Consider the following 24,470-nt stretch of genomic DNA (forward strand, 5'->3'; position numbering starts at 1 on the left):
CTGGACGTGGGGGCGGTGGCCCTGAAGCGGTGCCTACAGGCGGTGGCCCCTGAACTGGTGCGTCGAAGCGGTGACTTGGAAAGGGTGCCTACGATCGAGCTTCCTGACGCTGCTCGGCCGGCACGCGCGCGCTGCGGATGATCCACCAGCCCAGGGCGGCCATCGCCAGGCCGATAGGAATCCCGTATGGCGGCAGGCCCACGTTGAACCCCAGGGCCCCGGCGACGACGAACGCCGCACCGGCCCACGCCGGGAACATGTGCGTCCGCCAGCCCACAATGCCGAAGATGATCCAGCCGAGCGCAAACAGCACGTAGCTGGAGAGTGCGCCGACCACCAGCATCCCGGACCCGCCAGCGAGGATGGCGTCGGGCGCGGTTTCGGCAATCCACGGACCGGCAAACCCGTCGAACCACATGTTCCCCGCCATGTCCATGGTGCCGATGAGGGCGGCGCAGAAGCCGACGACGCCGAAGCCACCGGCGCTGTCCGCGTACCTCATGTAGACGGCCACCAAGGCGAGCATCAGTCCGATGAAGACCACAAAGTAGAACGCGTTGGCCAGCTGGAACGGAGTCTGCCGCATCATTTCTATTCGCTCGAGGCTGTGGTCGGCCGCGAGCATACGCCAGACGTCCTCGGCGGCGAAGGCCAGGCCGGCGGCCAGGGCAATGGCCCCGGCATGGGACGGCAGGGGTGAGGACATGATCCCTCCTTAGCGGGGGACTGGATCTGATCCGGAGCGGAGCAGCACTGAGTCGATGGCGGAGGCAGGCGCCGCACGCCACGCGCCCCGGTCCAGGAGAACGGTGGTGAGGACTGCGAGGACCACGACGGCGAAGTAGATGAGTTCCGCCCGCTCAGCGGCCACGCCGGAGAAACCGAAGGAACCAACCGTGAACGTGCCCTGGCTGTTGTGGAAGAGGTACGTGAGCAACACGCTTCCGCCGGTGCGGTTGAACAGCCACACGTAGAGGAAGGTGATGGCGAAGGTGGTGGGCAGCCCGATCAAGCTGAGCTGGCCGAAGAGGACCATCGGAAGGTGCCAGAGGGACACCACGACGCCGAGGAGTGCCGCGGACCGCAGCGGATTCCACCGGGCCTGGAGCAGTGGCACGGCATAACCGCGGAAACCGGGCTCCTCGCCCAGGGGTCCGTCCATTGGATTGACCAGCCGCACGGCAAAGACAGCCAAGAGCGCGGACCAGCTCACCTCTGCCAGCCCCGGTGCAGGGGCGCCGAAGGCCATGGTGGCGAATCCGGTAATCAGCGCCATCACCGCCGGGAGGAGGAGGGCCACGGCGTACCAGATCCAGCCCACACGCCATCGGATCAGCCGCCGGCCCCACGCCCGGTAACCGGCTTTTCCCTCGGCGAGGCCAATGATGATCAGCGCCGAGGCGAGCGGACCGATCGGCAGGAATTCGAACTGCGGCATCAGCCCGGCCGCATAGAGCGGCCAGGAGCACCAGGAAATCGCGAACGCCAGGACAAAGAACGCCGGGAGGCGGTGACGCTGCAGCCAGACCTTGAATCTCGGCATGACGGCTCCTGTGGAACGGCTCCTGAGGAACGGCTCCTGAGGAACGGCTCCTGAGGAACAGGGACGAATACGGCTCATTGTCCGTCCGCAGGGGCCCGCGGGTCCAGCACTGCCGAATCCAGCACTGCCGAATCCAGCTCTGCCGGTCCGGCGCCCCGGGCTCCGGACGCTACCGAATTCAGCGCCGCCGGATAGCGACCCGGTCCACCGCGGTCGAATCCAGCACTAGCGAATCCAGCACCGCCGGATAGCGCCCCGGGCCCAGTAGTGCCGAATCCAGCACCGCCGAATCCACCGCTGCCGGATCCAGCGCCCGGGGTCCGATCCTGCCGAATTCAGCGCTGCCCGAGGGGGAATCTCAGCTCCAGAACTGCCGGCGGGGCATGGCGGCCAAGAGTACTCCGACGCCGGGCTACTCGCGGGTAGCGGCGAGTTTGACCCTCGCGTACCCCGCTCAGCCCTGTCATAGTGGGTCACGACACATAGAGTTAACGGAATCCGCTCGCAAAAACTAGCCTTTCCTTGGCAAAATGCAGGTGGATCAATTGCTTCTAAAGGAGACCCATGGGCGCGAACACCGCGGAAAACACCAACCTTCGGCTCAAGGCCGTGCTTGATGTCTTGGCAGAGGAGGTATGGACTGGCGAGAAGCTGAACGCCGGAGCCGTTCTGGGCGAGGCAATCGCACGGGTGCCCCTCAACGATCGCGAAAGCGAACTCCTCAGCGGCGGCATTCCCCGCGGGCACAAGACGCTGACCACCGCCACCTCCAAGCTGGTCAAGGCCGGCTGGCTGGTCAAGGGCCGCTCCGGCTGGTCCATCACCGATGAAGGTCAGCGCGCCACGGTTGCTTTCGCCGAGCCTGCCGCCTTCGCTGCGGCGCTCGACGCCGGCACTGCGGTTCCGGCCGGCACCCCGCTGCCTTCTGCTCCCGCGGTAAAGCCGGTGAGGGCCGCAAAGCCGGTCGCCGTCGCCGACGAAGCCCCGTCGAAAACTTCCAAGGTTGCCGGCAAGGCCGCCAAGCTCATCGAGGAGGCCGTGGCCCCTGTGGCCAAGGCTGTGCGGAAGCGCAAGCCTGCTGCCGAGGCCCCTGCGGCGAAGGCTGCGTCAGCCGAAGCTCCCGCCACGGCCCCGGCCGTCAGCGTCGAAACCATCGAGCAGCCGGATGCCGTCGCGGTTGCCGGTGACTTCAACGTCCTGATCGGCGCGCCCGCCAACTGGGCGCCGCAGTATGACGAAGCCCAGATGGAACTGGACCAGGTGGACCAGCTCTGGAAGATCGCCGCGGACATCCCGGCCGGCTACTACACCTTCAAGATCGCCCTGAACCGCTCCTGGGACGAGAACTACGGCGCGTTCGGCGTCTTCGACGGACCCAACCACGAGGTCCACCACGGCGGCGGCCTCCTGGTCATCCAGTACGATCACCGCACCCGGGACATCGTCCTGCCGTAGGCACCGACACCCAATATTCCTGACGACGCGCAAATGACCCTGGGACACCCGAATTCGGGTGTCGCAGGGTCATTTGCGTGTCGCGGGTCGGTTTGGGCCTCGCGGGCGGGTTAGGCGTCCGGGTGGGTTTGCGTGGCGCAGGGTCATTTGCGCGTCGGGGGTGGGTTTGCGCGTCCTCGGTGGGTTGAGCGTCCGGGTGGGTTTGCGTGGCGCAGGGTCATTTGCGCGTCGGGGAGTGGGTTTGCGCGTCCTGAGCCCGCCCGGGGGACCGCGGTCCGACCTAGCATTGCCTCATGGATACCGTCGAGGTTGAGGGCCTGCGCATCCGGTACCAGCGCACGGGTCAGGGTCCGCCGCTGGTCCTGTTGCATGGCGCCTACGAAGACAGCCGGATCTGGCGGCGGCAGCTCGACGGGCTGTCGGATGAATTCACGGTCTTCGCCTGGGATGCGCCCGGGTGCGGCGGCTCGGACGATCCCCCGCAGGACTTCACCGGAAAGGATCTGGCCGACGCACTGGCCGGATTTCTGCGGGAAGCGGTGCCGGTAAGGCCGCACATCCTCGGCTTATCCATGGGCTCCGGGATTGCGCTGGAGTTCTACCGGGCATACCCGTCGGTCCCGGCGTCGCTGCTGCTGGCCTCGGCATATGCCGGCTGGGCGGGATCCCTGCCGCCCGAGGAAGTGGAGCGCCGCTACGCGCAGGTGCTCGCCGAACTCGAGCAGCCGCCGGAGCAGTTCATCCCCGCGTGGCTGCCAACCTTGTTCACCGACCGTGCTGATCCGGCGGCGGTGCAAGAAACCAGCGCGATCATGGCCGACTTCCATCCAAGCGGCATGCGGGCACTGTTGAACGCGAACGCACATGCCGACTATCGCGATGTCCTGCCCACCATCGCGGTGCCCACACTGCTGCTCTACGGCACAGAAGACGTTCGCTCGCCGCTGAGCGTGGCCCGCGAAATGAACCGGCGGATCCCGGGTTCGACGCTCGTGATGATTCCCGACGTCGGGCACATGGGCGCCGTCGAAGCACCGGATGCCTTCAACGCCGAGGTACGCCGGTTCCTGCGCGGGGTTAGCGCTGGTTGACGCCTGCTAGAACCGGGTGGGGTCCGGCCGCGGCGGCACCGGGCCGGGATCCGGAATCGGGAGGGGACTGGGCGGCGTCGGAAACGGCCCCGGTTCCGGTGACGGTGTGGGTGCGGGTCCTGGTACCGGCTCGGGCCCCGGAACCGGCGGCGGCGTGACCGGGCCAGGTTCAGGCGGGAACGGGTCCCGGGGCTCCGGCTGCGGCGTCGTGGGGCCCGGCTCCGGCGGAAACGGATCGGGTTCGGGGGGCGGCGGAATGGTCATATCGGGCTTCCTTCCTCAGCTGGTGTTTCGGATACGGCAATCACGCGCGGCCGCGCCGGCGCAAGACCCGTAGTTCCCAGGGCCGCAGGCGCATCGTGCCCGTGCCAGCGCCGCCGGCTGCGCCGCGTCGAACGGCGCTTGCTGCCGAACCGCCGTCGGCAGCTCCGTCCCGCACGGCACTTGCGGCTGCGCCGCCGTCGGCTCCGTCCCGCACGGCGCTTGCGGCCGAACCGCCGTCGGACGGGTAATTGCCCAAGACCAGTTCGGCGTCATGCCAGGTCTCGTCCCCAAGTTCCGCGGCCCGCTCCTCGCCGGAGAAGTTGCCCAGAACCAGAAGCTCCGTGCTGTCTGAAGGACTGCCGGAGGGAGCGCCGGGGGAACCGTCAGAACCGGCCAGCGCCCGGGTGAACGCGTATATGTGCGGGTGGTCGGGCAGGAGCATGGTGAAGTTCCCGTGGGAGACCACCGGCTCGGTGTGGCGCAGCGCAATGAGTTTGCGGTAGAAGCTGTAGACCGAGTCGGGGTCGTCCACCTGGGCGGCGGCGTTGATGTGGTTGGCATTCGGGTTCACCGCGATCCAGGGGGCGCCGGTGGTGAATCCGGCGTGCCGGGAGGCGTCCCACTGGACCGGGGTGCGGGCGTTGTCCCGGTTCAGCGGCGCGAGGGCGGCGAGGACTTCGGCGTCGGTGTGGCCGAGGTGGGTGGTGGCTTCGCGGTGGTGGTTGAGGACCTCGATGTCGCGGTAGTCGCTGATCGCGCCGAAGCTCATGTTGGTCATGCCCAGTTCCTCGCCCTGGTAGACGTAGGGCGTGCCGCGGTGCAGGTGCAGGATGCCGGCGAGCATCTTGGCGGAGAGTTCACGGTAGCGGGGGCTGTCGTCGCCGAAGCGAGACACGGCGCGGGCCTGGTCGTGGTTGCCCCAGTACAGGCTGTTCCAGCCGGTCTGGGCCAGGCCGTCCTGCCAGCGCCCCAGGGTCTGCTTCAGCTCGGTGAGCAGGAGCTTCTTGGGCCGCCATTTGTCGCCGCCCTCCTGGTCCAGGGCCACGTGCTCGAACTGGAAGACCATGTCCACCTCGGCTCGGGCGGGGTCAGTGTACAGGACGGCGTCTGCCACGCTCACGCCGGGCATTTCGGCGACGGTGAGCAGCTCGCCGGTGCGGCCGGCGAAGACTTCCCGGTGCATCTCCTGCAGGAACTCGTGCATGCGCGGGCCGTCGATGTAGAACGGGCTGCCGTCGCCAAAGAGCTTGCCGTCCGCCACCGGCCCGTCCGGGAGGGCGGTGTCCTTGGAGATGAAGTTGATGACGTCCATCCGGAAGCCGTCCACGCCCCGGTCCAGCCACCAGTTCATCATCTCGTAGACCGCGGCGCGGACCTCGGGATTCTCCCAGTTCAGGTCCGGCTGCTTCTTGGAGAAGATGTGCAGGTAGTACTCCCCGGAGGCCTGGTCGAACTCCCACGCGGGCCCGGAGAACGCCGAGCCCCAGTTGTTCGGCTCCGCGGCGGTGCGCCCTGGGGAGGCCCCGGCGTCGGGTTCCCGCGGCGGCCGCCACCAGTACCAGTCGCGCTTCGGGTTCTGTTTCGAGGACCGGGATTCGACGAACCAGGGGTGCTCGTCCGAGGTGTGGTTGACCACCAGGTCCATCACCAGCTTCATGCCGCGCGTGTGTAGGCCGTCGGTCAGTTCCCGGAGCTCGTCCAGGGTGCCGAAGAGCGGGTCGACGTTGCGGTAGTCGCTGATGTCATAGCCGTTGTCGTCCTGCGGGGAGGTGTAGATCGGGGAGAGCCAGACGACGTCGACCCCCAGCCGCTGCAGGTAGTCCAGCTTGCTGATGATGCCGCGGAGGTCCCCGATGCCGTCGCCGTTCGAGTCGGCAAAGCTGCGCGGATAGATCTGATAGACGACGGCGCTCTGGAACCAATCGCTGGCAGTCGCCTTAGGTGTTTCCGCGGGGGCTTGTTCGACCGTCATGGGACTCCTCAGCTGGTCCATCAGACAATGGGGCAGCGCGTTGCTGACCCGCCAACGTCTGATTATCGACCAGTTGGCGGGGGCTGGGAAGACCCTGCCCGGTCCGCGGTCCGGTAGAAGCGGTCCGGCGTTGGCTAGTTCTGGGAGGCGATGGCGTTGTCGCGGTCCTCGAAGACGTCCTCGCCCGGGCCGGAGAAGGCCTTGGAGCGCTGGATCGCCTCGATGGATCCGGTGAACAGCTGTGAGTCGTGCGGGTCCGGGTGCCGGGGGTGCTCGGCCGTGGCGGCAGTCTTGCCCGGACGTTTGGTGCCCGTCCCGGCGTCGGCCGTGTTGAAGGAATCGTTGGCGGAAGCCGCGGACGGCAGCGATTCGAGGCGCACGTGGGGGAGCGCCGTCGGGTGGTCCTGCTGCAGGAACAGCACCAGCTCCTCGCGGATCAGGCAGCGGAGATCGAACAGCGAGGCGCTGTCGGCTGCGCTGACCAGGATGCGCACGCGGACAAAGCCGGCGGTGGCATCCGTGATCTGCAGGATCCCCACGCGCTGGTCCCACAGCGGGGTCTCGGCCAGGACCTTCTTCAGCTCGCCGCGCATTGCCTCGACGGGTGCGCGCCAGTCGAGGTCGAACTCCACGGTGCCCATGACCTCGGACTGCCGCCGCGTCCAGTTCTCGAACGGGGTGGTGGTGAAGTACGTCGAGGGCAGGATCAGCCGGCGGTCGTCCCAGATGTGGACCACCACGTAGGTCAGGGTGATCTCCTCGATCCGGCCCCATTCCTTCTGGACCACCACCACGTCATCCACCCGGATCGCGTCCGTGAAGGCGAGTTGGATGCCGGCGAAGACGTTGACCAGCGAAGTCTGTGCCGCGAGGCCGGCAACAATCGAGATCACGCCCGCGGAGGCCAGGAGCCCGGCGCCGAGTGCCTGGATCGCGGGGAACGTCAGCATCATGCTGCCCAGGGCCACCACCACGATCAGCGCGACGCCGATCCGCCGGGCCAGGATCACCTGGGTGCGCAGCCGCCTGGCGCGGCGGTTGTCCGCGACATCCACCCGGTACCGGGTCAGGACCATCGTCTCGATGATGAGCAGCATGGCGACGGCCAGCCAGGCCAGGGACGCGATCAGCGCAATAAGCAGCAGATGGTCCAGGCCGTGACGCCATTCGAGGTCCCCGGCGCTGGTGGCCAGCGCGATCCGGACGGCCACCAGACACAGCGACAAACGCAACGGCAGCCGGGCCACGCGGGACGTCTCGCGCAGTTCGGGCTTGCTGCGGTTGAGCCGGAGCACAAGCTTGCGCACCAGCCAGGACAGGACGAGTCCGGCAACCACGGCGAGGGCCATGGCCAGGAACGGCATTGCTGGTGTCAGGAACTCTTGCATTAGTTAAGCTCTAGCAAGCTTCCGCGGGCAATTGAAATCGTCCGGATGTCAACGTGGGCCCGGTCACGCCGCGGCAGAAGCCGCGGCAGCAGCTGGCAGGCGCGGCACGCTGCAGCGCGTTACGACGGGTTCTGGCGCTCAACCCGGGACTTTTGGCCTCTTGCTTTTGCGCCCGGACGTTCCAGAATGGTCGAACCACTTGAATCCCAGGGGGAGGGTGACATGCGTCGACTGGCGGCGTTCGGCTCGGCAGCATCGGCCGGTTTCTTGGTTGCGGCACTGCTCGGCGCCTGCGGCGGCCCCGCGGGTCCGGGCCCGACGTCGCCGTCCATGCCTTCCGTGCCGCCGCTGACGTCCGCGCCCGGCGCAACAGATGTTGCGCCGACCGAGCCGCCCTCCGCGCCCTCGACGCCCGCGCCGACGGCGGCGGACTGGAAAACCTACAAGACCTCCGACGGGAAGCTGGAGTTCGACCACCCAGCCGAGTGGACCGTGAAGGACCGCGGTGCCGAGGCCTCGCCCGGCGCGGTGTTCCTGGAGGTCCTCACCGCGGGCGGCAAGTCGCTGGCCACGTTGCGGACCAACGTGGCCACGGGCGCGGAATGCACGCAGCGGATTCCCTACTCGCTGCTCGATCTGGTGCCCGTCCCGGCCCTGGTCCAGCAGGGCGTCACGCCGAACTTCATCTTTGAGTTGCGGCTGTATCCGGCAGAGAAGGACCCCATGAAGGCCAACGTCATGGCCTACGGCATCAGCTCGGCGCCCAAACCGTCCGGGCCGGATGCCTGTCCGATCTTCCATTTCTTCACGTGGCCGCCCAGCGGAGCGTCGTTCGGGGGCGTCTACAACCCCTTCGACACCAGCCCGGGCAACGAGCCGCATGTCGACACCCCGGAGGCCTACATGGAGACCTCTGAATTCAAGGACATCAGGAAGATGATCACCTCGCTGCGCCCGGCGGGGCAGTAGGGCCGGCCAGGGTTCATGGTGAGGCGGCAGCGAGGCGCAGTCTTTCAGGCTCCGTTTGTCTCGGGGCTGGTCCTCGCAGGCTTGCTGCTGGGAGGTTGCGGCTCGCCGGCGGGGCCGCCCGCAACCTCCGGCGCAGCGCCGGCGCCGAATGCCACGTCCGGTCCCACGTCCCCGGGAAATACAGAGTCGGGAAACACTGGGTCGGGAACCGCTGAGGGAACGCAGGGAACCCCGCCGTCGGACACGACACCGGGAACGGGTCCGGGGACCACGACGCCGGTCACCTCACCTGCGGAGGGGGGCCCGCCGTCGTCGTCCGGGTGGAAGACGTTCACGACGTCGGACGGGACGCTGAGTTTCGACTACCCGGCCACATGGGTGATCCGGGACCCGGCGGGCGAGGCGCCGCTGGGCGGTGAGTTCGTGGACGTTGTGAACGCCGCGGGGAAGCAGATGGCCGCGCTGCGCACCAACATAGTCACGGGCGCCGAATGCGGTGATCAGCAGCCGTACGTCCTGATCGATTCGGAGCCGATGCAGGCCCTCGCCGAACCCGGCGCGGCGGACCAGGCTGTGCCGCGCTACGTCTTCGAGGGCCGGGGTGATGCCACGGCCAAGAACGCTTCGCCGCCCACCATCGCGTCGTACGGGATCACCATGATGCCGGAGGAGACCGGGCCCATGTCATGCCCGATGTTCCAGCTGTTCCTCTGGCCACCCAGCGGCGCGCTGTTCGGCCAGGCCTATGACCCGGCGAAGAACGCGACGCCGGGGGACCCCGGGCTGCCGTACCTGGAGAAGGCGAAGCTGTACGCCACCACGGCGGAGTACCAGGACGTTAGGAAGATGATCACGTCCTTGCGTCCTGCCGAGGCTGCGGTCACCGGTACCGTGACGGAACCGGCGAAGTAGCCGTAGCCGGGCAGGAGGCGCCCTTAAGACTGTCTTGCAATCTGCAGCCTGGCCCCGAACTGCCCTCCAAGCATGGCCTGCAAGCCCGCTGCCCTCCGGGCCCGGCCTGCGAGCCCGCGCCGGGCCCGGCTCAGCACCCGGCGGCAGCGCCGGCTGGCAAAGTAGCTGTGGACTAAACGGCGGGAAGGTGCCGGTTGTGATGGCGTACCGGCGAGGCATTCCTGCTGCCACGCTGCCCGGTCCACGGGTTGCTGCGGGCCTCCCGGATCAGCCCGGTGCCGGCGCACTCGCGGACGGCCATGATGCCGTTCGCCGCCTGGCGTTTGTCGTCGAACGCTGTGGAAACGGCCAACACGGTCCCGTCGGCGGCGAGCAGCCGGAACCGTACCTTGGATTCAGCGTCGGTGAAGATTTCGAATTGTCCAGCCATTATCTTGTCCGTTCTGGCAGTTGTGACCGCCGGTGGGGGAAGAGCACTTCGGTGTGCTGTTGCCGGGTCTTCGACAAGCTGTAGCAGTGCTGGAAACCAGCCTTTCGCGGACGTCGGCCCTCCGAAAAGGGGCAAAGGTCCTCTTGTGTCTGGGCGGTGAGACTAGGCCTGCAGGACCAAACCCGGTATGACCAAACCCTGTATGACCAAAAACTGTGACTAAAATCGGCGCCCTTGTGGGCGCTAGATTGGGAGCATGACTGAGAAACACCGTGCGCAGTTTCCGGCCGATTCCGGTGAGCCCGTGCGGCTGAACGCGCGGGTGTCCGGTGTGGTCCAAGCGGTTGGCTTCCGGTACTGGACGGTCCGGAAAGCCGAGGAGCTTGGGCTCAGCGGCACGGTTAGGAACAATATGGACGGCTCCGTGGGCATCGTGGCCGAGGGGCCGCAGTCCGTGGTGCTGGAGCTGCGGCGCTGGCTGCGCTCGCCGGAAGCGCCCGGCCGGGTGGACGACGTCGAAGAGTCCGTCTCGGCTGCGACGGGGGAGTTCGGCGGATTCGACGTGGCTTACTAGAGCTAGTGGCGTACTGGGCTGCAGCTGCACGCCGCCGCTCTGGGCGTCCCGGCGACCCTGGAACGGTGGCCTGAGGGCCATGACCGGAATGGTGCCCGGGCCCGGGCGTCCAGGCGACCCAAGAACGGACTCCCGACGCCCCTGACCGGAATGGTGACCGGGTCGGGGGGTCTGTCCGGACCCGACTCCGGGGCGAAGGACCCTCGGCAGCGCGGCGTGAGGCGAGTACGGTGTGCCCATGCAGAAAATATCGATCGATGCCCTGGCCAGGCAGCAGATCGCGGCTGCCCTCGCGGCAGGGAGCGGACGGGCTGCTGACACGGTGTTCGGCGGGCACGAGAAAGTTCTGCGCCAGACCGTCATGGCGTTCCGGGCCGGGACGCAGCTGAGCGAGCACCAGAACCCGGGCGAGGCGACTGTGTTCGTGCTCCGCGGCTGTGTGCGCTTGCGGGCCGGCAATGAATCCTGGCAGGGCAAGACCGGCGATCTGCTGATCGTGCCGGCTGGGCTGCACAGCCTGGAGGCCGAGGAAGACTCGGCGATCTTGATGACGGTGGCCAAGATCAGAACCTGAACCGCCGGCCCGATTTCTGTGATGGCCGCATTCATTCGAGGCGAAGGAGAGGCCGAAAGTGAATTCCAGGGATGGCAGAGAACTCAGGACCCTGCGCCCTTGGCTCGAAGGGGAGCGCAGGGCAGCGGCCGGGCTGATCGCCGCCGTCGGGGCAACTCAGATCGGAGGCACGACGTGACCGTCATGCCGGCCATCGAACAGGTCCCCGAAACCCGGCGGTGGTGGGCGCGGGGGGCCTACGTCGCGCTCCTCTTAGCCGTGGCTGTCCCCCTGGTGGCTGCGGGTTTGGCAGGCACCATTGCCCTGGTCATCACCGGGTTGGGCGCCGTGCTGGTGGCCGTGGCTGCGATCTACTGGTTCCTCATTAGCCGCGGTTTCTTGCGCTGGTGTGCACTGGCACTGGCGGTGCTCGCCCCGCTGGTGGTCCTGGCCCTATACGTCCAGGCAAGCCTGCTCCGGGAGGTCGTGATCGCGCTTGCGCTGGCGTTCCTGGCGTTGGTTTGTGCCCGCGCTGCCCTTCGGGAAAGGGGTGAGGGCAAGGCGATGGCCGAATACCCCGCTCCCACCTGGCGGCATGCCTTCCTGGTGATGAATCCGCGTTCCGGCGGGGGCAAGGTGGTGAAGTTCGATCTCAAGCGGAAGGCCGAGGAACTCGGCGCCGAGGTGGCCCTTCTGGAAGGTCCGGGACAGGTGGATGTCGACGCGTTGGCCCGGCAAGCGGTGGAGCGCGGCGCCGATCTGCTCGGCGTCGCCGGCGGCGACGGAACCCAGGCGCTCGTGGCCGGCATTGCGGCCGAGCACAACCTTCCGTTCCTGGTGATCAGCGCCGGCACCCGCAACCATTTCGCCCTGGACCTCGGGCTGGACCGGGAGGATCCGACGGGCTGCCTGGACGCCCTCCGGGACGGGGTAGAGCTGCACGTCGATCTCGGCAAGATCAACGGCCGCACGTTCGTCAACAACTCATCGTTCGGCGTGTATGCCGAGGTGGTGCAGAGCCCGGAGTACCGCGAGGACAAGACCGGAACGGTGCTGCAGATGCTTCCGGACCTGATCAAGGGCCACAAGGGGGCGCGGCTCCGAGCCCTGGTGGACGGGGCAACAGTGGACGGCCCGCAGGCGGTGCTGGTGAGCAACGGACCGTACGGCAGCAACGACCTCGCGGGCCTGGGCCGCCGAACCCGGCTGGACCGCGGCGTTCTCGGCGCCGTGGCACTCTCCGCCGCCAGCACGCGCGAAGCGGTCGGGCTGCTGCGCCGTGCCACGAAGCGCGGACTGATCCAACGCCCGGCGGCGGAGGTGGTGGTCGACGCCGACGTGCCTGAGATCCCGGTCGGAGTGGACGGCGAGGCCCTGCTGATGAGCACGCCGGTGCGCTGCAGCATCGAACCGCGCGCACTGCGGGTCCTGGTTCCGCAGAACCGGCCAGGCGTCCCGCCGGCCCAGCCCTCCCTGGACCTGGTCCGGCTCCGTGAGCTGGCCTGGGGGCGGCACCCGACGGCGCCTGCCGCGCCCGCGTCCGCCGCCGGCCGTTGACAGCGCCTCGCCTGGCGGATGCACGCGTGAACTGATCCGGCCGGCGTCACGCACGGCAGTCTTTCCCGTCCGGCCGCGGGGTCTTCCGCGGTTGTCCGCGAGACGCCCGCCGCCGTCGGGCCCAGAGCCTGCTGTGCGTGACGCATTCAACGGACCGTCGGCGCGGCGTGTGTCGTCTGGTTCGATTTCGGCCGGCGACGTAGGACAGACTGTTGCCGTGAGCAACTCTCCCCGGACGGGCCTGGCCGTCGCCGGACTCAGTCTCGGTACGTCGCTGAACCCGTTGAATTCGTCGATGATCGCCGTCGCCCTCGTGGTGCTGCGCGAGGATTTCGGGCTCGACGTCGCTACGGTCACCTGGGTGATCACAGCGTTTTACCTCACCTCCGCGGCTGGCCAGCCGCTCATGGGCCGGCTCGCGGACCGCTTCGGCCCGCGGCGGCTGTTCCTGCTGGGCATGGCCCTGGTGGCCGTGACCTGCGCGCTCGCACCCTTCGCGCCGAACTTCGCGCTGTTGTGTGTGGCGCGGGCGTTCATGGCCCTCGGCACCGCCACCGCGTACCCGAGCGCCGTCGTCATGGTCGCGGCGCTGGCGCGGGAGGCGAACGTGAAATCCACGCGGCCGCTGGGCCGGATCCAGATGGCAAACACGTCGGCGGCTGCTGTCGGGCCCGTGGTGGGCGGCCTGCTGGTGAGCCTTGTGGGGTGGCAGGCGTTGTTCCTGATCAACGTCCCGCTGTCCCTGGTCGCGATCCTCGCGGTCCGGCGCTTTGCCCCGGCGGACGGGGTCCGGGAGCGCGGCCGCGTATCGGAACTGGTCCGGGACTCGGACCTGCCCGGCATCGGGGCCTTCATCGGTGCCCTGGTCCTCGTGATGATGGCGCTGCTGAATGTGCTGCCCGACTACCGGTGGTGGCTGCTTGGCGGAGGGCTGGTCCTCGCGGCGCTATTCGCGTGGCGGGAGCTGCGGTTCAGCCCGCCGTTCCTGGACCTGCGGCTGCTGGGCCGCAACCGGCCTCTGCTGCTGGTTTACCTGGGCTTCGCGCTGTTCAACGGCGTCTACTACTTCGCGTTCTTCGGTCTGCCCCAGCTGCTGCAGACCGCCGGCGGATACAACCCCGGCGTCGTGGGCCTGCTGATGCTGCCGCTCGCCGCGATCTCGGTGGTCGGGACGCCGTTCGCGGTCCGCGCGATCGACAGGTTCGGGGTGCGGCGGGTGCTGATCGCTGGCGTCGTGCTGCTGATGGTGGCGTCGGCGGCGATGTGGCTGCTGACAGTCTCCCTCGCCATACCGGTGGTGCTCGCGCTGACCGCATTCCTGGGTGTGCCCTATTGCGTGGTCGCCATTTCCTCAAGCCAGGGCATGTACGTTTCCACCCGGCCGGAGGAGCGCGGTGTGGCTGCCGGGATCTTCCAGACCTGCCGCTACCTGGGCGCGATCACGGCCACCGTGCTGATCGGCATCTTCTACGGCACCGGGGTAACTCAGGCGAACTGGGGGCTCATGGTATTCGTCATGCTGGCGCTGGGGGCAGTGGTGTTCGTGGTCTCGCTGGCGTGGCGGGAGCGGCGGTAGGGGTTAGGCCGCGGGCCGCAGGCGCGGACTCCGTCGCAGCCTCCGCGCCGGATGGGCCTTCGTAGTCGTACAGATACGCTCGCAGGGCGTTGGACCGGGAAGGCTCAGAGCTTCTCCATCGCCGCGACCTCGATCCGGCGGATGCGTTCGCGGGTCACGCCGTAAGTGTTCGCTACGACGTCCAAGGATTTGGCCTCGCCGCCCGCAATGCCGAAGCGCATCGCAATGACCGCGGCTTCCTGGGCCTCGAGCGTGTCGAGCGCGGTATGTACCTGCGCCTTCATCTGCTGATGGAAGAGCGAATCGGTCGCGTCTACGTCGGAGGAATCCAACAATTGTTCGGCCAGGGCTTCAGTTCCGCCCCGGCCATCGGGCACCTCAGAGTCCAAAGAATAGACTGGCTCGTCCGAGGTCAGCAGGCACTCAACTTTCCCGATCGAATTGTCCGTCAGCTGGCTGAGAACTTCGTGGCTGTAGACGGTCCCTGTCATAGCGGCCGTCCGTTCCGCTGACCGCACCTTTTGTAGCTGATCGATGACGTTCACCGGCAGCCGGATCAGACGGGCCTGATCAGCCAGCGCCCGGAGGATGCCGCTGCGGATGAACAACGTGGCGTGCGTGGAGAATCTGAAGCCCTTAGTGAAGTCGAACTTGCAAATGGCCCTGTGCAGACCCAGGTTTCCCTCTTGGATCAAGTCCGAGAATTCGAGGCCCCGGTGGGTGTAGTGCTTGGCGATTGACACTACTAGCCGGAGGTTGGCGTGGAGCAGCGTGTCGACTGCACGCTTGCCCAGAAGGACGATGGTCCGAAGTTCCGCTACCTCCTGACCGGGCCGCGCTGTGCCGTCCGCCAGGATCTGCTCCGCGAATAGCCCTGCTTCGATTTCTTGCGCCAATTCCACTTCCTGCTCGGCGGTGAGTAAGTCGTATTGGCTTAGCCGGCGGCCGCTCGCTGCCAGCAAGCTCGGCCCTTCAGGGACGGGCGGCTCCAATGATTCCGGAATCGAGGCATCTGTTTCAGGCAAGGAAGGCGTCGTACCCATTGCCTCGCGGATTAGGTCAGCCACGTCATCCCCTGTCAGGTGGATCAAGCTCGTGAACGCAGACTACGTGGCCGGTGTGACAATATCCGGGGGCGTTTTGTTGACGTTGCACCGCTGAACTCGAGGACCGGGCGGGAATCGGCGAGGCGACAGGCCAGTGATCTTGACAGGCCCGAAACACCGGAATACCTTCGGCCTTAAACGGGCTAGGTGGCCCGTTCCATCCTATTTTTCACAGTCTTTCCCGGCGTTCCGCGTGGGCCTGCCCGGAATGGCTGGCGGCGTGGTCTGCCGAACAACGCGTTGGGGGATCCACATCGGTCTCGCGCCTTCTAAGGAGTCGGAAATGGCTGACGGGACTGGATTGATCAAGCGGTTCTACACAGAGGTGATTGGGGACGGAAATCTCGCCCTCATCGATGAACTGGTGAGCGACGACTTTGTCGATCACGATCCCATGCCCGGACAATCGCCCGCCAAGGACGGGGTCGGATTCTTCGTCAACACCATGCGGGCGGCATTCCCGGATCTTAGGGCCAAGACCACCGAACCGGCGTTGGTGGATGGCGATCTGGAGGCACAATACGTGGTCCTGACCGGAACGCATCAGGGAGAACTGATGGGCGTTGCGCCCACCGGTCGGAGCGTCGAATTCAGCGGCGTGGACATCATCCGGGTCGAGGACGGCAAAGTCGTCGAGCACTGGGGAGCCACGGACACCATGACTCTCATGCAGCAGATCGGCGCCGTACCGGAATGACAGCTGGCCCGGTCACCGCGCTGCCTGGCTATCAGCCCGCTCGACTAACGGCCACTACGCCCGCAACGGTTTGAAGCCACCGACGGCGGCGGCTCGACGGCGTCTCGCCGGCGGCTCGACGACGGCGGACCGGCCGCAGTTCGGCTGCAGCCGGCCTGCCTCAAACCGGCGTTGAGGCGGCTCCGCCGTCCGTCAGGCCCATGAACATGGTCTGGTGCAGGATGTCCACATGCTTGCGCGAGACCCCCACCGCTTCTTGGACATCGCCGGCACGCAAGGCTGCTACCAGGGCGATGTGGTCGCAGTTTGACTTGTGCAGCAGCTCGATCGGGTAGGGGATGAAGTAGGCATAGAGCTCCGCCAGCGTCTCGTGGTAGGCCTCGACGGCGGTGCCCAGCCTCGAGGCCGTGCCCACCAGCTGATGGAACTGCTCGTCTGCCTGGTGGTAGTCGGACCAGTCCGTGGATTCCGCCATGTCCTTGGTCAGCCGGTCCAGTTCATCCAACTGTTCTGCCGTGGCGTTGACTGCCGCGTAGTGGGTCACCGCGCATTCGAAGAGCAGCCTCCGGTCCACCAGCCGGTTCACGGCCCGCGACTCGGCCGGGGACGCCGCAAGTTCCGCCAACACACTGCGCGGCGGTTCATCGGCGACGAACGTTCCGCCGCCCCGGCCGCGGCGGCGGACCACCACCCCCTGTTCCGCGAGGCTCGCCAGTGCGCGGCGGGCGGTAATCGGGCTGACTGACAGGCCCAGGGCCACGTCTTCCTGATCGGGCAGGCGCTCGCCGGGTTTGAGGAGCCCAAGCGAAATCGCCATGCCGATCCGCAGCCGAACGGCGTCGATGGCGCTGCGGCGGTCGATTCCGGCCAACCGGCCGGCGCCGATGGGCGAAGGCTCGGCGGTGTCCTCCAACTGACGGGTCATATCCGCTACTTTACGGCCCATTCTCGCCTCTTCCCATAATTAGATCATTCTGATCTAATATAGTGCAGATCACATCCCCAACGTGGAGAACACCATGCAACGCATCCTTCCCCTCATCGCAGCCCAGGCCCGGCCCCGGCTCATCGGCGAACCAGTCTCGGCGTTCGCGGACGAGGTCAAAGCCGCCCTCGCCGCCCAGCCGCACAGCAGGCTGGTGGTCTTCCCGGAGCTCCACCTCTTCGGCGACGAAAGCCCGGACCAGCAACGCACGGAGGTGCTCCAGGACTCCGCCGAGCCGCTGGACGGCCCACGGGTCAAGGAGCTCCGGCAGCTTGCTGCGGACCTCGGGATCTGGCTGGTGCCGGGCAGCGTCTGCGAGCGCGGCCCGGAAGGCCAGTTATTCAACACCCAGCTGGTCCTGTCCCCGGAGGGCGAGCTGGCCGGGTATTACCGGAAGGTCTTCCCATGGCGTCCGTTCGAGCCGTACGACCCCGGCGACCGGTTCACCACCGTGGACCTCGCCGGTATTGGCCGGGTGGGCCTGAACATCTGCTACGACGCGTGGTTCCCGGAGGTCTCACGCCAGCTCGCCTGGATGGGTGCTGAGGTCATCCTCAACGTCGTCAAGACCACCACCCCGGACCGCCGCCAGGAACTGGTGCTGGCCAAGGCCAACGCGATCGTGAACCAGGTCTTCGTGGTCAGCGTCAACTGCGCGGGTCCCACCGGGAAGGGCCTGAGCATCATCGTCGACCCCGAGGGCAACACCCTGGCCGAGGCCGACGGCGACGCCCCGGTGCTGCTCACGGCGGAACTGGACCTTGCCGACGTCGAGCATGTCAGGACCCATGGCACCGAAAATCTCAACCGCCCCTGGTCCCAGTTCCGCGACGGCGAGGACGCCGTCGAACTGCCCGTCTACCAGGGCCGGATCAACCCGGCCACCTGGTCTCCCCAGTCCTTCAACGCCTAAGGAACCACCGTGACAACATCACCCACCCTGACCCGCACCCTGAAACTGCCCTCGCTGGTCCTCTTCGGCCTTGCCTACCTGACTCCGCTGATCGTCCTGGGAATCTTCGGCATCATCGCCGAAACCACGGGCGGGGCAGCGCCGGCGGCCTACCTGATGGCAATGGTCGCGATGCTGTTCACGGCGCACAGCTACGGCCGGATGGCCATCGCCTACCCCGTGGCCGGTTCCGCCTACACCTACGTCCGCCGTTCCATCGATCCCAGGGTGGGGTTCCTCGTGGGCTGGGCCATCCTGCTGGACTACCTCTTCCTCCCCATGGTCATCTGGCTCATCGGCGGCTCGTACCTGAGCGCGCAGTTCCCCGGAATCCCCATCGGAATCTGGATTGTGGGCTTCATCCTTATCACCACGGGGCTGAACATTCTGGGCATCAAGGTGGCGGACAAGGCCAACTACGTGCTGATGGCGTTCCAGCTCCTGGTCATCGCCTTCTTCGTGGCGCTGTCCATCGGTCACGTGGTCTCCACCGCCGGCGTCAGCGGCCTGGCCAGCACCCAGCCGTTCTTCAATGACACCTCCAGCGTTGCCACCATCTCGGCCGGCGCCGCTATCGCCGCGTACTCGTTCCTCGGGTTCGACGCCGTCACCACCCTCACCGAGGAGACCATCAACCCGCGCAAGAACGTGCCGCGTGCCATCATGCTGGTGGCCCTGATCGGCGGCGGCATCTTCGTCGTCGTGTCCTACGTGACGCAGCTGGTGCACCCCGGCGGGGTGTTCGAGGACTCGGCCTCCGCCGCCAGCGCCATCGCCCTGCAGATCGGCGGCCAGCTTTTCGGCGCGGTGTTCCTGGCCGGCCTGGTGGTAGCGCAGTTCGCGTCCGGCCTCGCAGCGCAGGCCAGCGCCTCACGCCTGATGTATGCCATGGGCCGCGACTCCGTTCTCCCCAAGGCGGTCTTCGGCCGGCTCAGCGCGAGGTTCCACACCCCGGTGATCAACATCGTGATCACCGGCATCGTCGGCCTGATCGCGATCTTCCTGGACGTCGCCACGTCCACGTCGTTCATCAACTTCGGGGCCTTCACCGCCTTCACGCTGGTCAACCTCTCCGTCGTTTTCCACTACCTGCGCCAGCGCCGGGCCGGGAACCCGCTCAATCCCGTGTCCTACGTGGTGGTCCCGGTGATTGGAGCCATCGTTTGCGCCTACCTGCTCTCACAGCTGGACAGCAACGCCATTACGCTGGGACTGTCGTGGCTGGCGCTGGGCGTGGTGGTCCTGGCCCTGATCACGCGCGGGTTCAAAGCGGCACCGCCGGAAATGGCGGCCACGGAAAAGGCAACGATCGAAGCAGCCGCCTGAGCTGGGACGGCTGAACTGGGAGGCTGGGCTGGGCCGACTGAACTGGGCCGGCTGACAGAAGGGAAAGACCAACCGTGAAGATAGCGCTCGGGCAGCTGGCGTCGGGCACCGACATCCAGGCCAATCTTGCTGCGATCGACCGGTTCGCCGGCGCCGCCGCCCTCGACGGCGCCGCGCTGGTCGCCTTCCCGGAGTACGCCACTTACGAGAAGAAGATCATCGACGCGACCTTCCCCGAAGTCGCCGAGCCGCTGGACGGTCCCATCTGCCAGGAGCTCGCCCGCACCGCGCGCCGCCACCGCATCACGCTGGTGGCGGGCGTGGTGGAAGCGACCGGGGAGCCCGGTCAGGCCTACAACACCTTGGTGGCTTTCGGGCCCGACGGCGCCCAGCTCGCCTTCTACCGGAAGATCCACCTCTTCGACGCGCAGGGCTTCGGGGAGTCGACGTTCATCAGACCCGGCCCGTCCACCAGCCCGGTGGTGTTTGATGCCGCCGGAGCGCGGTTCGGCCTGATGACCTGCTACGACCTGCGGTTCCCGGAGCTGGCCAGGTCCCTCGCCGACGCCGGCGCGCAGGTCCTGCTGGTCTGCTCGTCATGGGTGCCGGGCACCCACAAAACCGAGCAGTGGCTGGCGCTGAACGCGGCGCGCGCCATCGAGAACAGTGTGTACGTGGCAGGGGTGTGCCAGGCCCCGCCCGTCTCTGTGGGCCGGAGCGTCCTGATCGATCCCATGGGCGTCACGGAAGCCGACCTGGGCCTCGATACGGGTGTCCAGTCGGTGGACGTCTCGCTTGAGACGGTGGCCCGGGTGCGGGAAGCGTTCCCGATGTTCCGGCAGCGCCGGCTGTAGCCCGGCGGCCCGCCGGACGTCGTCGGAAGCGGACGTCGTCGGAAGCTGCCGGACGCCCGCGCGTCGAGCTAGGTGAGCCAGCCTGGTGCCCCTTGCGGCCCCTTAAGCGAGACGTTTTCGTTGCCTGCACGGAGGTTTTCTGAGGGGTAGCGAAGGCATCTTGACACCCTCGAAACCCCGGAATATCTTCTGCCTTAACGGACAGTTTCGCCCGTTCCTCACTCGTTTTTTCACACTATTACTCGGCGCTTTACGCGGACCGCTGATGCCTGCCTGCGGGTTCAAAACCTCCTGCGGGGCAAAGACGGAGAGTCCTTCCGGGGTGGTCTGCGCGTGCCGCCGGGGCATTACGCCGGGGGGATCCAATTTCGGTCTCGTCTACTAGGAGTGGGAAATGTCTGGAGATGTTGGATTGATTGAGCGGTTCTACAAGGACGTCATTGAGAGTGGAAACCTCGACCTCATTGATGAGCTGGCCGCGGACAGCTATGTGGATCACGAAGAAGCCCTCCCCGGGCAACCGCCCGGCAAGGACGGCGTGAAGTACTTCGTGAAGACGATGCGGTCGGCTTTCCCGGACATCAAGGTCAAGGAGATCATGCCCAAGGTCGCCGCCGGAAACCTGGAGGCGTGCCACGTGGTTCTCACGGGTACGCATCGTGGGGAACTGGCCGGCATCCCGCCAACGGGCAAGAACGTCGAGTTCGACTGCACTGACATCATTCGTGTCGAGGGAGGCAAAGTGGCCGAGCATTGGGGCACCACTGACAACCTGAGCCTCATGCGGCAGATTGGCGCCGTGGCTGTTGCCTGAACCAGGTGACGAACAACAGGGCCCGACGCGCGGAACCAAGCCGACGCGCGCAGCAACAATGGCTGTCCACGTTCCCCTCGGGAAACGCGGACAGCCCCTTGTTGACAGCCCCCTTGTTGTTGCCAAATTGACCTCAGAAGATCACAGTGAAGTAGGTCACATCGAGGCCGGGAGTCCGGCCGCGGCTCTCAGGAGCCGTGTACCCGCTGCGGAGGTCAACCATGAGCACCACGTCCGACCAAGTCTTCGATGTAACCCCCGAAGGTGACGAACCCACACTCAAGCGGGTCCTCGGACCCAAGCTCCTGCTCCTGTTCATCGTCGGCGACATCCTCGGCGCCGGTGTCTACGCCGTCACCGGAACCATGGCCGGCACGGTGGGAGGCATCGTCTGGCTGCCGTTCCTGCTCGCTTTCATCGTCGCGACCCTGACCGCATTCTCCTACCTGGAGCTGGTCACCCAATATCCCCAGGCAGCCGGCGCGGCGCTCTACACTCACAAGGCGTTCGGAATCCACTTCGTCACGTTCCTGGTCGCGTTCGCCGTCGTCTGCTCCGGCATCACCAGCGCCTCCACCTCCGCGAACGTCCTGGCCCAGAACTTCTTTGGCGGCCTGGCGATCAACGGCTGGATGGAGATGCCGCCACGGGAGGTGGTCACCGCGGTTGCCTTGGGCTTTATGCTGCTGCTGGCGGCCATCAACCTGCGCGGCGTGGGGGAGAGCGTGAAGTTCAACGTGGTGCTCACCCTGGTAGAGGTGACCGCCCTGTGCATCGTGATCGGCGTCGGCTTCTACGTGATGGCACAGGGGACAGGGAATCCCGGAGAGATCACGGTCTTCACCGACCACCAGGACAAGGGCCTGTTCCTGGCGGTCACGGCGGCCACGTCCATCGCGTTCTTTGCGATGGTCGGCTTTGAGGACTCCGTGAACATGGTCGAGGAAACACAAAACCCCGAGAAGATCTTCCCGCGGACCATGCTGACCGGTCTGGGCGTCGCCGTGATCCTCTACATGCTGGTGGCCGTGTCCGTGGTCAGCGTGCTCACGCCCACCGAGCTCGCGGGGATCAGGGAGGCCGAAGGCGCGGCCCTCCTCGAGGTAGTGCACAAGGGCTCTCCGGACTTCCCGATCGACAAGATCTTTCCGTTCCTCGCAGTCTTCGCCGTCGCCAACACCGCGTTGATCAACATGCTGATGGCCAGCCGGCTGATCTACGGCATGGCCCGCCAGGACGTCCTGCCGCGGCCGCTCGGAAAGATCCTGCCGGGACGCCGCAGCCCGTGGGCCGGCATCGCGTTCTCCACCGTCCTCGCGCTGGGGCTGATCTGGTACGTCACCAGCGACCCGGAGAGCAACGTCGTCCCGAACCTCTCCGGCACCACGGCGTTCCTGCTGCTGTGCGTGTTCACCGTGGTGAATGTGGCCTGCTTGGTGCTCCGTGGTAAGAGGGATCCCAACCGCAAGGTGTTCTTCACCTCGCCCGGGCTGATGCCGGTCGTCGCGGCCGTGCTGTGCGCCTTCCTCGCCGGTCCATGGGTGGGCCGGCCCGTCATCCAGTACCAGATCGCCGGGGGACTGATGGCGATCGGCGTGGTGCTGTGGTTCATCACCTGGTTGGTCAACAAGAGGACCAACACCAGGGAGGGCGAACCGGTCGGCATCCAGAACATCGGCAAAGACGAACAGGTCCCGCCGCCACCGGGCCACTGACCACGTGTCGTTCGCCGACGGCGGCGGCGGCGTCCGACGTCGGCGTCGTTCGCCGTTCGCCGTCGTTGGGTCAGGTGCCGTTAGGTCAGGCGGCCTGCGCCGGCGCCACGTCAACCACCTGGACCGTCACGCCGGATTGCCGGAAGAGCTCAACCTGCTCCGGGTCCGCGCGGTTGTCTGTGACCAGGACCCAAGGGGCGGGCAGCCGCACCCAGGCATGGAACGGGCGTTTGCCGAGCTTGGTGGAATCCGCCAGGACGTAGACAGAGTTGCCGCGGCGTGCCATCAGTTCTTTGAGGCGCGTCTGGGCCTGGTCGGCCTCACACAGGCCGGCGTCCACCGTGACGGCGTCCGCGCCGAGGAACACCCGGTCAAAACTCATCCGCTCCAGGGCCGCCTCGGCGATGGGACCCACGAAGGTCTGGCTGAGTCCGCGGAGCCGTCCGCCCAGGCAGTCCACCTGGATGCCGGGTGAGTCGGCGAGCTCCTGGAGCGTGTTGATGCCCGGGGTGGTGACCGACAGGTTCTCCCTGTCCCGGAGGGCGTGCGCAAGGGCCCCGACGGTGGAGCCGCCGTCGAGCAGGATGTTTTCACCCTCCTTGACTTCGGCGGCCCCCCAGGCGGCGATGGCCTGCTTCTGTTCGAACGCCTCGCCGGTCCGTTGCCGCAGGGACGGCTCGGGGTGCGCGCCGAGTGCCACGGCGCCGCCGTAGGTCCGGGCGAGTTTTCCCTGCTCGTTCAGCTGGGCCAGGTCCCGCCGGATCGTGGAGGCGGTCACGGCAAAATGCCGCGACAAATCCTCCACGGACGCCAGGCCCGTGGTCACGGCGAGGTGGTAGATCTCTTCGCGCCTGGCTTTGGCGGTAGTCATCGTTGGCTCTCCTTCACCGGTTGCTGTCGCATCCGTAGCTGTACCGAGCGGTACATTGCTGTCCTCATGCTATTCGGACCCGGCGCGCTTCCGTTCACCATGCATCCGTTCATAGGGACGCGCCGCCGCAGATCACATAGTTCTGTCCCGTGATGGACTTCCCGCGGCGCCCCAGCAGGAAGCCGGCCAGTGCCGCCACGTCCTCCGGGTCCACGAGCTGGCCGAGGGCCGGCAGCTGCGGCGGCGTGGCGGACCGGCCCGGGTCCGCGAGCATCGGCGTGTCCGTCGGGCCGGGGGACAGCACGTTCACCGTGATGCCGCGGGGTGCCAGTTCCTGCGCCCAGGTCCGGCCCATGCCGAGCAGCGCAGCCTTGGTGGCCGCGTACTGGCTCTTGCCGGGGGAGCCCGTGGAGGTCCGGCTGCCCACCAGGAGCACGCGGCCGCCGTCGGGCATCCGCGGAACCAGCGCGTTGGCCAGGCTGCTCGCGGCCGCCACATGCACGGTAAACATCCCGGCCAGCGCCTCAGGATCCAGCTCGCCCAGGAGGGCGGTCCGCTGGAAGCCGGCGGCGTGGACCAGGGCATTCGCCGGAGCCAGACCCTCGACGCACGCGGCCAGGGACGCCGGGTCCGAGAGGTCCGCCTGCCGCCACTGGAAACCCGGCCCGAGCTCGGATTCGCTCCGACTGAGCCCGGTCACCTGCCAGCCGTCCGCCAGCAGCCGGGCGGCAATGGCCTTGCCGATGCCCGAGCTGCAGCCGGTGACGACGGCGTGCGGCGCCGCCGTTGTTAGCTCAGCGGCCGCTGTTGGTTCGGTCATTACTGCCCTCTATCCATTGCTGCTCACCGTCCATGCTGCGCTCTAT

General features: G+C 67.1%; 23 protein-coding genes. 14 read left to right on the top strand and 9 right to left on the bottom strand.

Annotation, left to right across the window (positions count from 1 at the left end):
• Positions 1-88 precede the first annotated feature (88 nt).
• Entirely contained in the window at positions 89-706 is a 618-nt protein-coding gene (locus ACFRJ8_RS20685) for a hypothetical protein (RefSeq protein ID WP_377988243.1), read from the bottom strand.
• Between the two features lie 9 nt (positions 707-715).
• The gene (locus ACFRJ8_RS20690) at positions 716-1,543 is read right to left on the bottom strand and encodes a type II CAAX prenyl endopeptidase Rce1 family protein (RefSeq protein ID WP_377988244.1); all 828 of its coding nucleotides are present in this window, start codon (positions 1,541-1,543) and stop codon (positions 716-718) included.
• Positions 1,544-2,107: 564 nt separating this feature from the next.
• Here ACFRJ8_RS20690 and ACFRJ8_RS20695 point away from each other — a divergent pair.
• Together ACFRJ8_RS20695 and ACFRJ8_RS20700 are read left to right on the top strand one after the other, a co-directional pair.
• The gene (locus ACFRJ8_RS20695; protein WP_377988245.1) at positions 2,108-2,998 is read left to right on the top strand and encodes a glycosidase; all 891 of its coding nucleotides are present in this window, start codon (positions 2,108-2,110) and stop codon (positions 2,996-2,998) included.
• Positions 2,999-3,291: 293 nt separating this feature from the next.
• The gene (locus ACFRJ8_RS20700) at positions 3,292-4,089 is read left to right on the top strand and encodes an alpha/beta fold hydrolase (protein ID WP_377988246.1); all 798 of its coding nucleotides are present in this window, start codon (positions 3,292-3,294) and stop codon (positions 4,087-4,089) included.
• A 304-nt stretch (positions 4,090-4,393) separates the two neighbouring features.
• Here ACFRJ8_RS20700 and ACFRJ8_RS20705 read toward each other — a convergent pair whose 3' ends face one another.
• Entirely contained in the window at positions 4,394-6,325 is a 1,932-nt protein-coding gene (locus tag ACFRJ8_RS20705; protein ID WP_377988247.1) for an alpha-glucosidase, read from the bottom strand.
• 134 nt (positions 6,326-6,459) lie between these two features.
• The gene (locus tag ACFRJ8_RS20710) at positions 6,460-7,713 is read right to left on the bottom strand and encodes a mechanosensitive ion channel family protein (protein ID WP_377988248.1); all 1,254 of its coding nucleotides are present in this window, start codon (positions 7,711-7,713) and stop codon (positions 6,460-6,462) included.
• A gap of 186 nt (positions 7,714-7,899) precedes the next feature.
• Here ACFRJ8_RS20710 and ACFRJ8_RS20715 point away from each other — a divergent pair, with 186 nt between their 5' ends.
• Positions 7,900-8,682, top strand: coding sequence for a hypothetical protein (locus ACFRJ8_RS20715; protein ID WP_377988249.1), 783 nt, complete (start codon positions 7,900-7,902; stop codon positions 8,680-8,682).
• 378 nt (positions 8,683-9,060) lie between these two features.
• A complete protein-coding gene (locus ACFRJ8_RS20720; RefSeq protein WP_377988250.1) occupies positions 9,061-9,594 on the top strand; it encodes a hypothetical protein in 534 nt (177 codons plus the stop codon).
• Between the two features lie 172 nt (positions 9,595-9,766).
• Here the strand turns inward: ACFRJ8_RS20720 and ACFRJ8_RS20725 are convergent, their stop codons facing one another.
• Positions 9,767-10,024, bottom strand: coding sequence for a YegP family protein (locus ACFRJ8_RS20725; RefSeq protein ID WP_377988251.1), 258 nt, complete (start codon positions 10,022-10,024; stop codon positions 9,767-9,769).
• A 256-nt stretch (positions 10,025-10,280) separates the two neighbouring features.
• On the opposite strand from ACFRJ8_RS20725, the gene ACFRJ8_RS20730 reads away from it, so the two are divergent.
• From ACFRJ8_RS20730 to ACFRJ8_RS20745, 4 genes are all read left to right on the top strand, one after another.
• A complete protein-coding gene (locus tag ACFRJ8_RS20730) occupies positions 10,281-10,598 on the top strand; it encodes an acylphosphatase (protein ID WP_377988252.1) in 318 nt (105 codons plus the stop codon).
• Positions 10,599-10,836: 238 nt separating this feature from the next.
• Positions 10,837-11,172 carry a cupin domain-containing protein gene (locus tag ACFRJ8_RS20735; protein WP_377988253.1) on the top strand — a complete coding sequence of 112 codons (336 nt, stop codon included), beginning with the start codon at positions 10,837-10,839 and terminating at the stop codon, positions 11,170-11,172.
• Between the two features lie 183 nt (positions 11,173-11,355).
• Positions 11,356-12,708: a diacylglycerol/lipid kinase family protein gene (locus ACFRJ8_RS20740; RefSeq protein ID WP_377988341.1), complete on the top strand. Its 1,353-nt coding sequence runs from the start codon at positions 11,356-11,358 to the stop codon at positions 12,706-12,708.
• A 217-nt stretch (positions 12,709-12,925) separates the two neighbouring features.
• Positions 12,926-14,284, top strand: coding sequence for an MFS transporter (locus tag ACFRJ8_RS20745; RefSeq protein WP_377988254.1), 1,359 nt, complete (start codon positions 12,926-12,928; stop codon positions 14,282-14,284).
• A gap of 104 nt (positions 14,285-14,388) precedes the next feature.
• Here ACFRJ8_RS20745 and ACFRJ8_RS20750 read toward each other — a convergent pair whose 3' ends face one another.
• Positions 14,389-15,375 (bottom strand): RNA polymerase sigma factor RpoD/SigA, encoded by a 987-nt coding sequence (locus tag ACFRJ8_RS20750; RefSeq protein WP_377988255.1) that lies wholly within the window; start codon positions 15,373-15,375, stop codon positions 14,389-14,391.
• A gap of 298 nt (positions 15,376-15,673) precedes the next feature.
• On the opposite strand from ACFRJ8_RS20750, the gene ACFRJ8_RS20755 reads away from it, so the two are divergent.
• Positions 15,674-16,087: an ester cyclase gene (locus ACFRJ8_RS20755; protein ID WP_377988256.1), complete on the top strand. Its 414-nt coding sequence runs from the start codon at positions 15,674-15,676 to the stop codon at positions 16,085-16,087.
• Between the two features lie 160 nt (positions 16,088-16,247).
• On the opposite strand, the gene ACFRJ8_RS20760 is transcribed toward ACFRJ8_RS20755, so the two are convergent.
• On the bottom strand, positions 16,248-17,012 hold the full coding sequence (locus tag ACFRJ8_RS20760; protein ID WP_377988257.1) for a FadR/GntR family transcriptional regulator: 765 nt from the start codon (positions 17,010-17,012) through the stop codon (positions 16,248-16,250).
• A gap of 94 nt (positions 17,013-17,106) precedes the next feature.
• Between ACFRJ8_RS20760 and ACFRJ8_RS20765 the strand changes: the two genes are divergently transcribed.
• The 5 genes from ACFRJ8_RS20765 to ACFRJ8_RS20785 all read left to right on the top strand — a co-directional run bounded on the left by ACFRJ8_RS20765 (position 17,107) and on the right by ACFRJ8_RS20785 (position 22,733).
• Positions 17,107-17,985: a carbon-nitrogen hydrolase family protein gene (locus ACFRJ8_RS20765; RefSeq protein ID WP_377988258.1), complete on the top strand. Its 879-nt coding sequence runs from the start codon at positions 17,107-17,109 to the stop codon at positions 17,983-17,985.
• 9 nt (positions 17,986-17,994) lie between these two features.
• On the top strand, positions 17,995-19,350 hold the full coding sequence (locus ACFRJ8_RS20770; RefSeq protein ID WP_377988259.1) for an APC family permease: 1,356 nt from the start codon (positions 17,995-17,997) through the stop codon (positions 19,348-19,350).
• A gap of 74 nt (positions 19,351-19,424) precedes the next feature.
• Complete coding sequence (locus ACFRJ8_RS20775; protein ID WP_377988260.1) at positions 19,425-20,204, top strand: carbon-nitrogen hydrolase family protein; 780 nt, start codon at positions 19,425-19,427, stop codon at positions 20,202-20,204.
• A 394-nt stretch (positions 20,205-20,598) separates the two neighbouring features.
• Positions 20,599-21,018 carry an ester cyclase gene (locus ACFRJ8_RS20780; protein ID WP_377988261.1) on the top strand — a complete coding sequence of 140 codons (420 nt, stop codon included), beginning with the start codon at positions 20,599-20,601 and terminating at the stop codon, positions 21,016-21,018.
• Positions 21,019-21,239: 221 nt separating this feature from the next.
• Positions 21,240-22,733, top strand: a complete 1,494-nt coding sequence (locus tag ACFRJ8_RS20785) for an APC family permease (protein ID WP_377988262.1) — start codon at positions 21,240-21,242, stop codon at positions 22,731-22,733.
• Between the two features lie 85 nt (positions 22,734-22,818).
• Here the strand turns inward: ACFRJ8_RS20785 and ACFRJ8_RS20790 are convergent, their stop codons facing one another.
• Together ACFRJ8_RS20790 and ACFRJ8_RS20795 are read right to left on the bottom strand one after the other, a co-directional pair.
• The gene (locus tag ACFRJ8_RS20790; RefSeq protein ID WP_377988263.1) at positions 22,819-23,604 is read right to left on the bottom strand and encodes a DeoR/GlpR family DNA-binding transcription regulator; all 786 of its coding nucleotides are present in this window, start codon (positions 23,602-23,604) and stop codon (positions 22,819-22,821) included.
• Between the two features lie 109 nt (positions 23,605-23,713).
• Positions 23,714-24,424: an SDR family NAD(P)-dependent oxidoreductase gene (locus ACFRJ8_RS20795; protein ID WP_377988264.1), complete on the bottom strand. Its 711-nt coding sequence runs from the start codon at positions 24,422-24,424 to the stop codon at positions 23,714-23,716.
• Positions 24,425-24,470: the final 46 nt, after the last annotated feature.

The organism is Arthrobacter sp. NPDC056886 (genome assembly GCF_042788715.1).
Taxonomy (GTDB): domain Bacteria; phylum Actinomycetota; class Actinomycetes; order Actinomycetales; family Micrococcaceae; genus Arthrobacter.

Bases quoted from the DNA above. Each gene is read 5' to 3' on its own strand.
- ACFRJ8_RS20685 (WP_377988243.1), bottom strand. From the start codon at position 706: ATGTCCTCACCCCTGCCGTCCCATGCCGGGGCCATTGCCCTGGCCGCC.
- ACFRJ8_RS20690 (WP_377988244.1), bottom strand. From the start codon at position 1,543: ATGCCGAGATTCAAGGTCTGGCTGCAGCGTCACCGCCTCCCGGCGTTC.
- ACFRJ8_RS20695 (WP_377988245.1), top strand. From the start codon at position 2,108: ATGGGCGCGAACACCGCGGAAAACACCAACCTTCGGCTCAAGGCCGTG.
- ACFRJ8_RS20700 (WP_377988246.1), top strand. From the start codon at position 3,292: ATGGATACCGTCGAGGTTGAGGGCCTGCGCATCCGGTACCAGCGCACG.
- ACFRJ8_RS20705 (WP_377988247.1), bottom strand. From the start codon at position 6,325: ATGACGGTCGAACAAGCCCCCGCGGAAACACCTAAGGCGACTGCCAGC.
- ACFRJ8_RS20710 (WP_377988248.1), bottom strand. From the start codon at position 7,713: ATGCAAGAGTTCCTGACACCAGCAATGCCGTTCCTGGCCATGGCCCTC.
- ACFRJ8_RS20715 (WP_377988249.1), top strand. From the start codon at position 7,900: ATGGTCGAACCACTTGAATCCCAGGGGGAGGGTGACATGCGTCGACTG.
- ACFRJ8_RS20725 (WP_377988251.1), bottom strand. From the start codon at position 10,024: ATGGCTGGACAATTCGAAATCTTCACCGACGCTGAATCCAAGGTACGG.
- ACFRJ8_RS20730 (WP_377988252.1), top strand. From the start codon at position 10,281: ATGACTGAGAAACACCGTGCGCAGTTTCCGGCCGATTCCGGTGAGCCC.
- ACFRJ8_RS20735 (WP_377988253.1), top strand. From the start codon at position 10,837: ATGCAGAAAATATCGATCGATGCCCTGGCCAGGCAGCAGATCGCGGCT.
- ACFRJ8_RS20740 (WP_377988341.1), top strand. From the start codon at position 11,356: ATGCCGGCCATCGAACAGGTCCCCGAAACCCGGCGGTGGTGGGCGCGG.
- ACFRJ8_RS20755 (WP_377988256.1), top strand. From the start codon at position 15,674: ATGGCTGACGGGACTGGATTGATCAAGCGGTTCTACACAGAGGTGATT.
- ACFRJ8_RS20760 (WP_377988257.1), bottom strand. From the start codon at position 17,012: ATGACCCGTCAGTTGGAGGACACCGCCGAGCCTTCGCCCATCGGCGCC.
- ACFRJ8_RS20765 (WP_377988258.1), top strand. From the start codon at position 17,107: ATGCAACGCATCCTTCCCCTCATCGCAGCCCAGGCCCGGCCCCGGCTC.
- ACFRJ8_RS20780 (WP_377988261.1), top strand. From the start codon at position 20,599: ATGTCTGGAGATGTTGGATTGATTGAGCGGTTCTACAAGGACGTCATT.
- ACFRJ8_RS20785 (WP_377988262.1), top strand. From the start codon at position 21,240: ATGAGCACCACGTCCGACCAAGTCTTCGATGTAACCCCCGAAGGTGAC.
- ACFRJ8_RS20790 (WP_377988263.1), bottom strand. From the start codon at position 23,604: ATGACTACCGCCAAAGCCAGGCGCGAAGAGATCTACCACCTCGCCGTG.
- ACFRJ8_RS20795 (WP_377988264.1), bottom strand. From the start codon at position 24,424: ATGACCGAACCAACAGCGGCCGCTGAGCTAACAACGGCGGCGCCGCAC.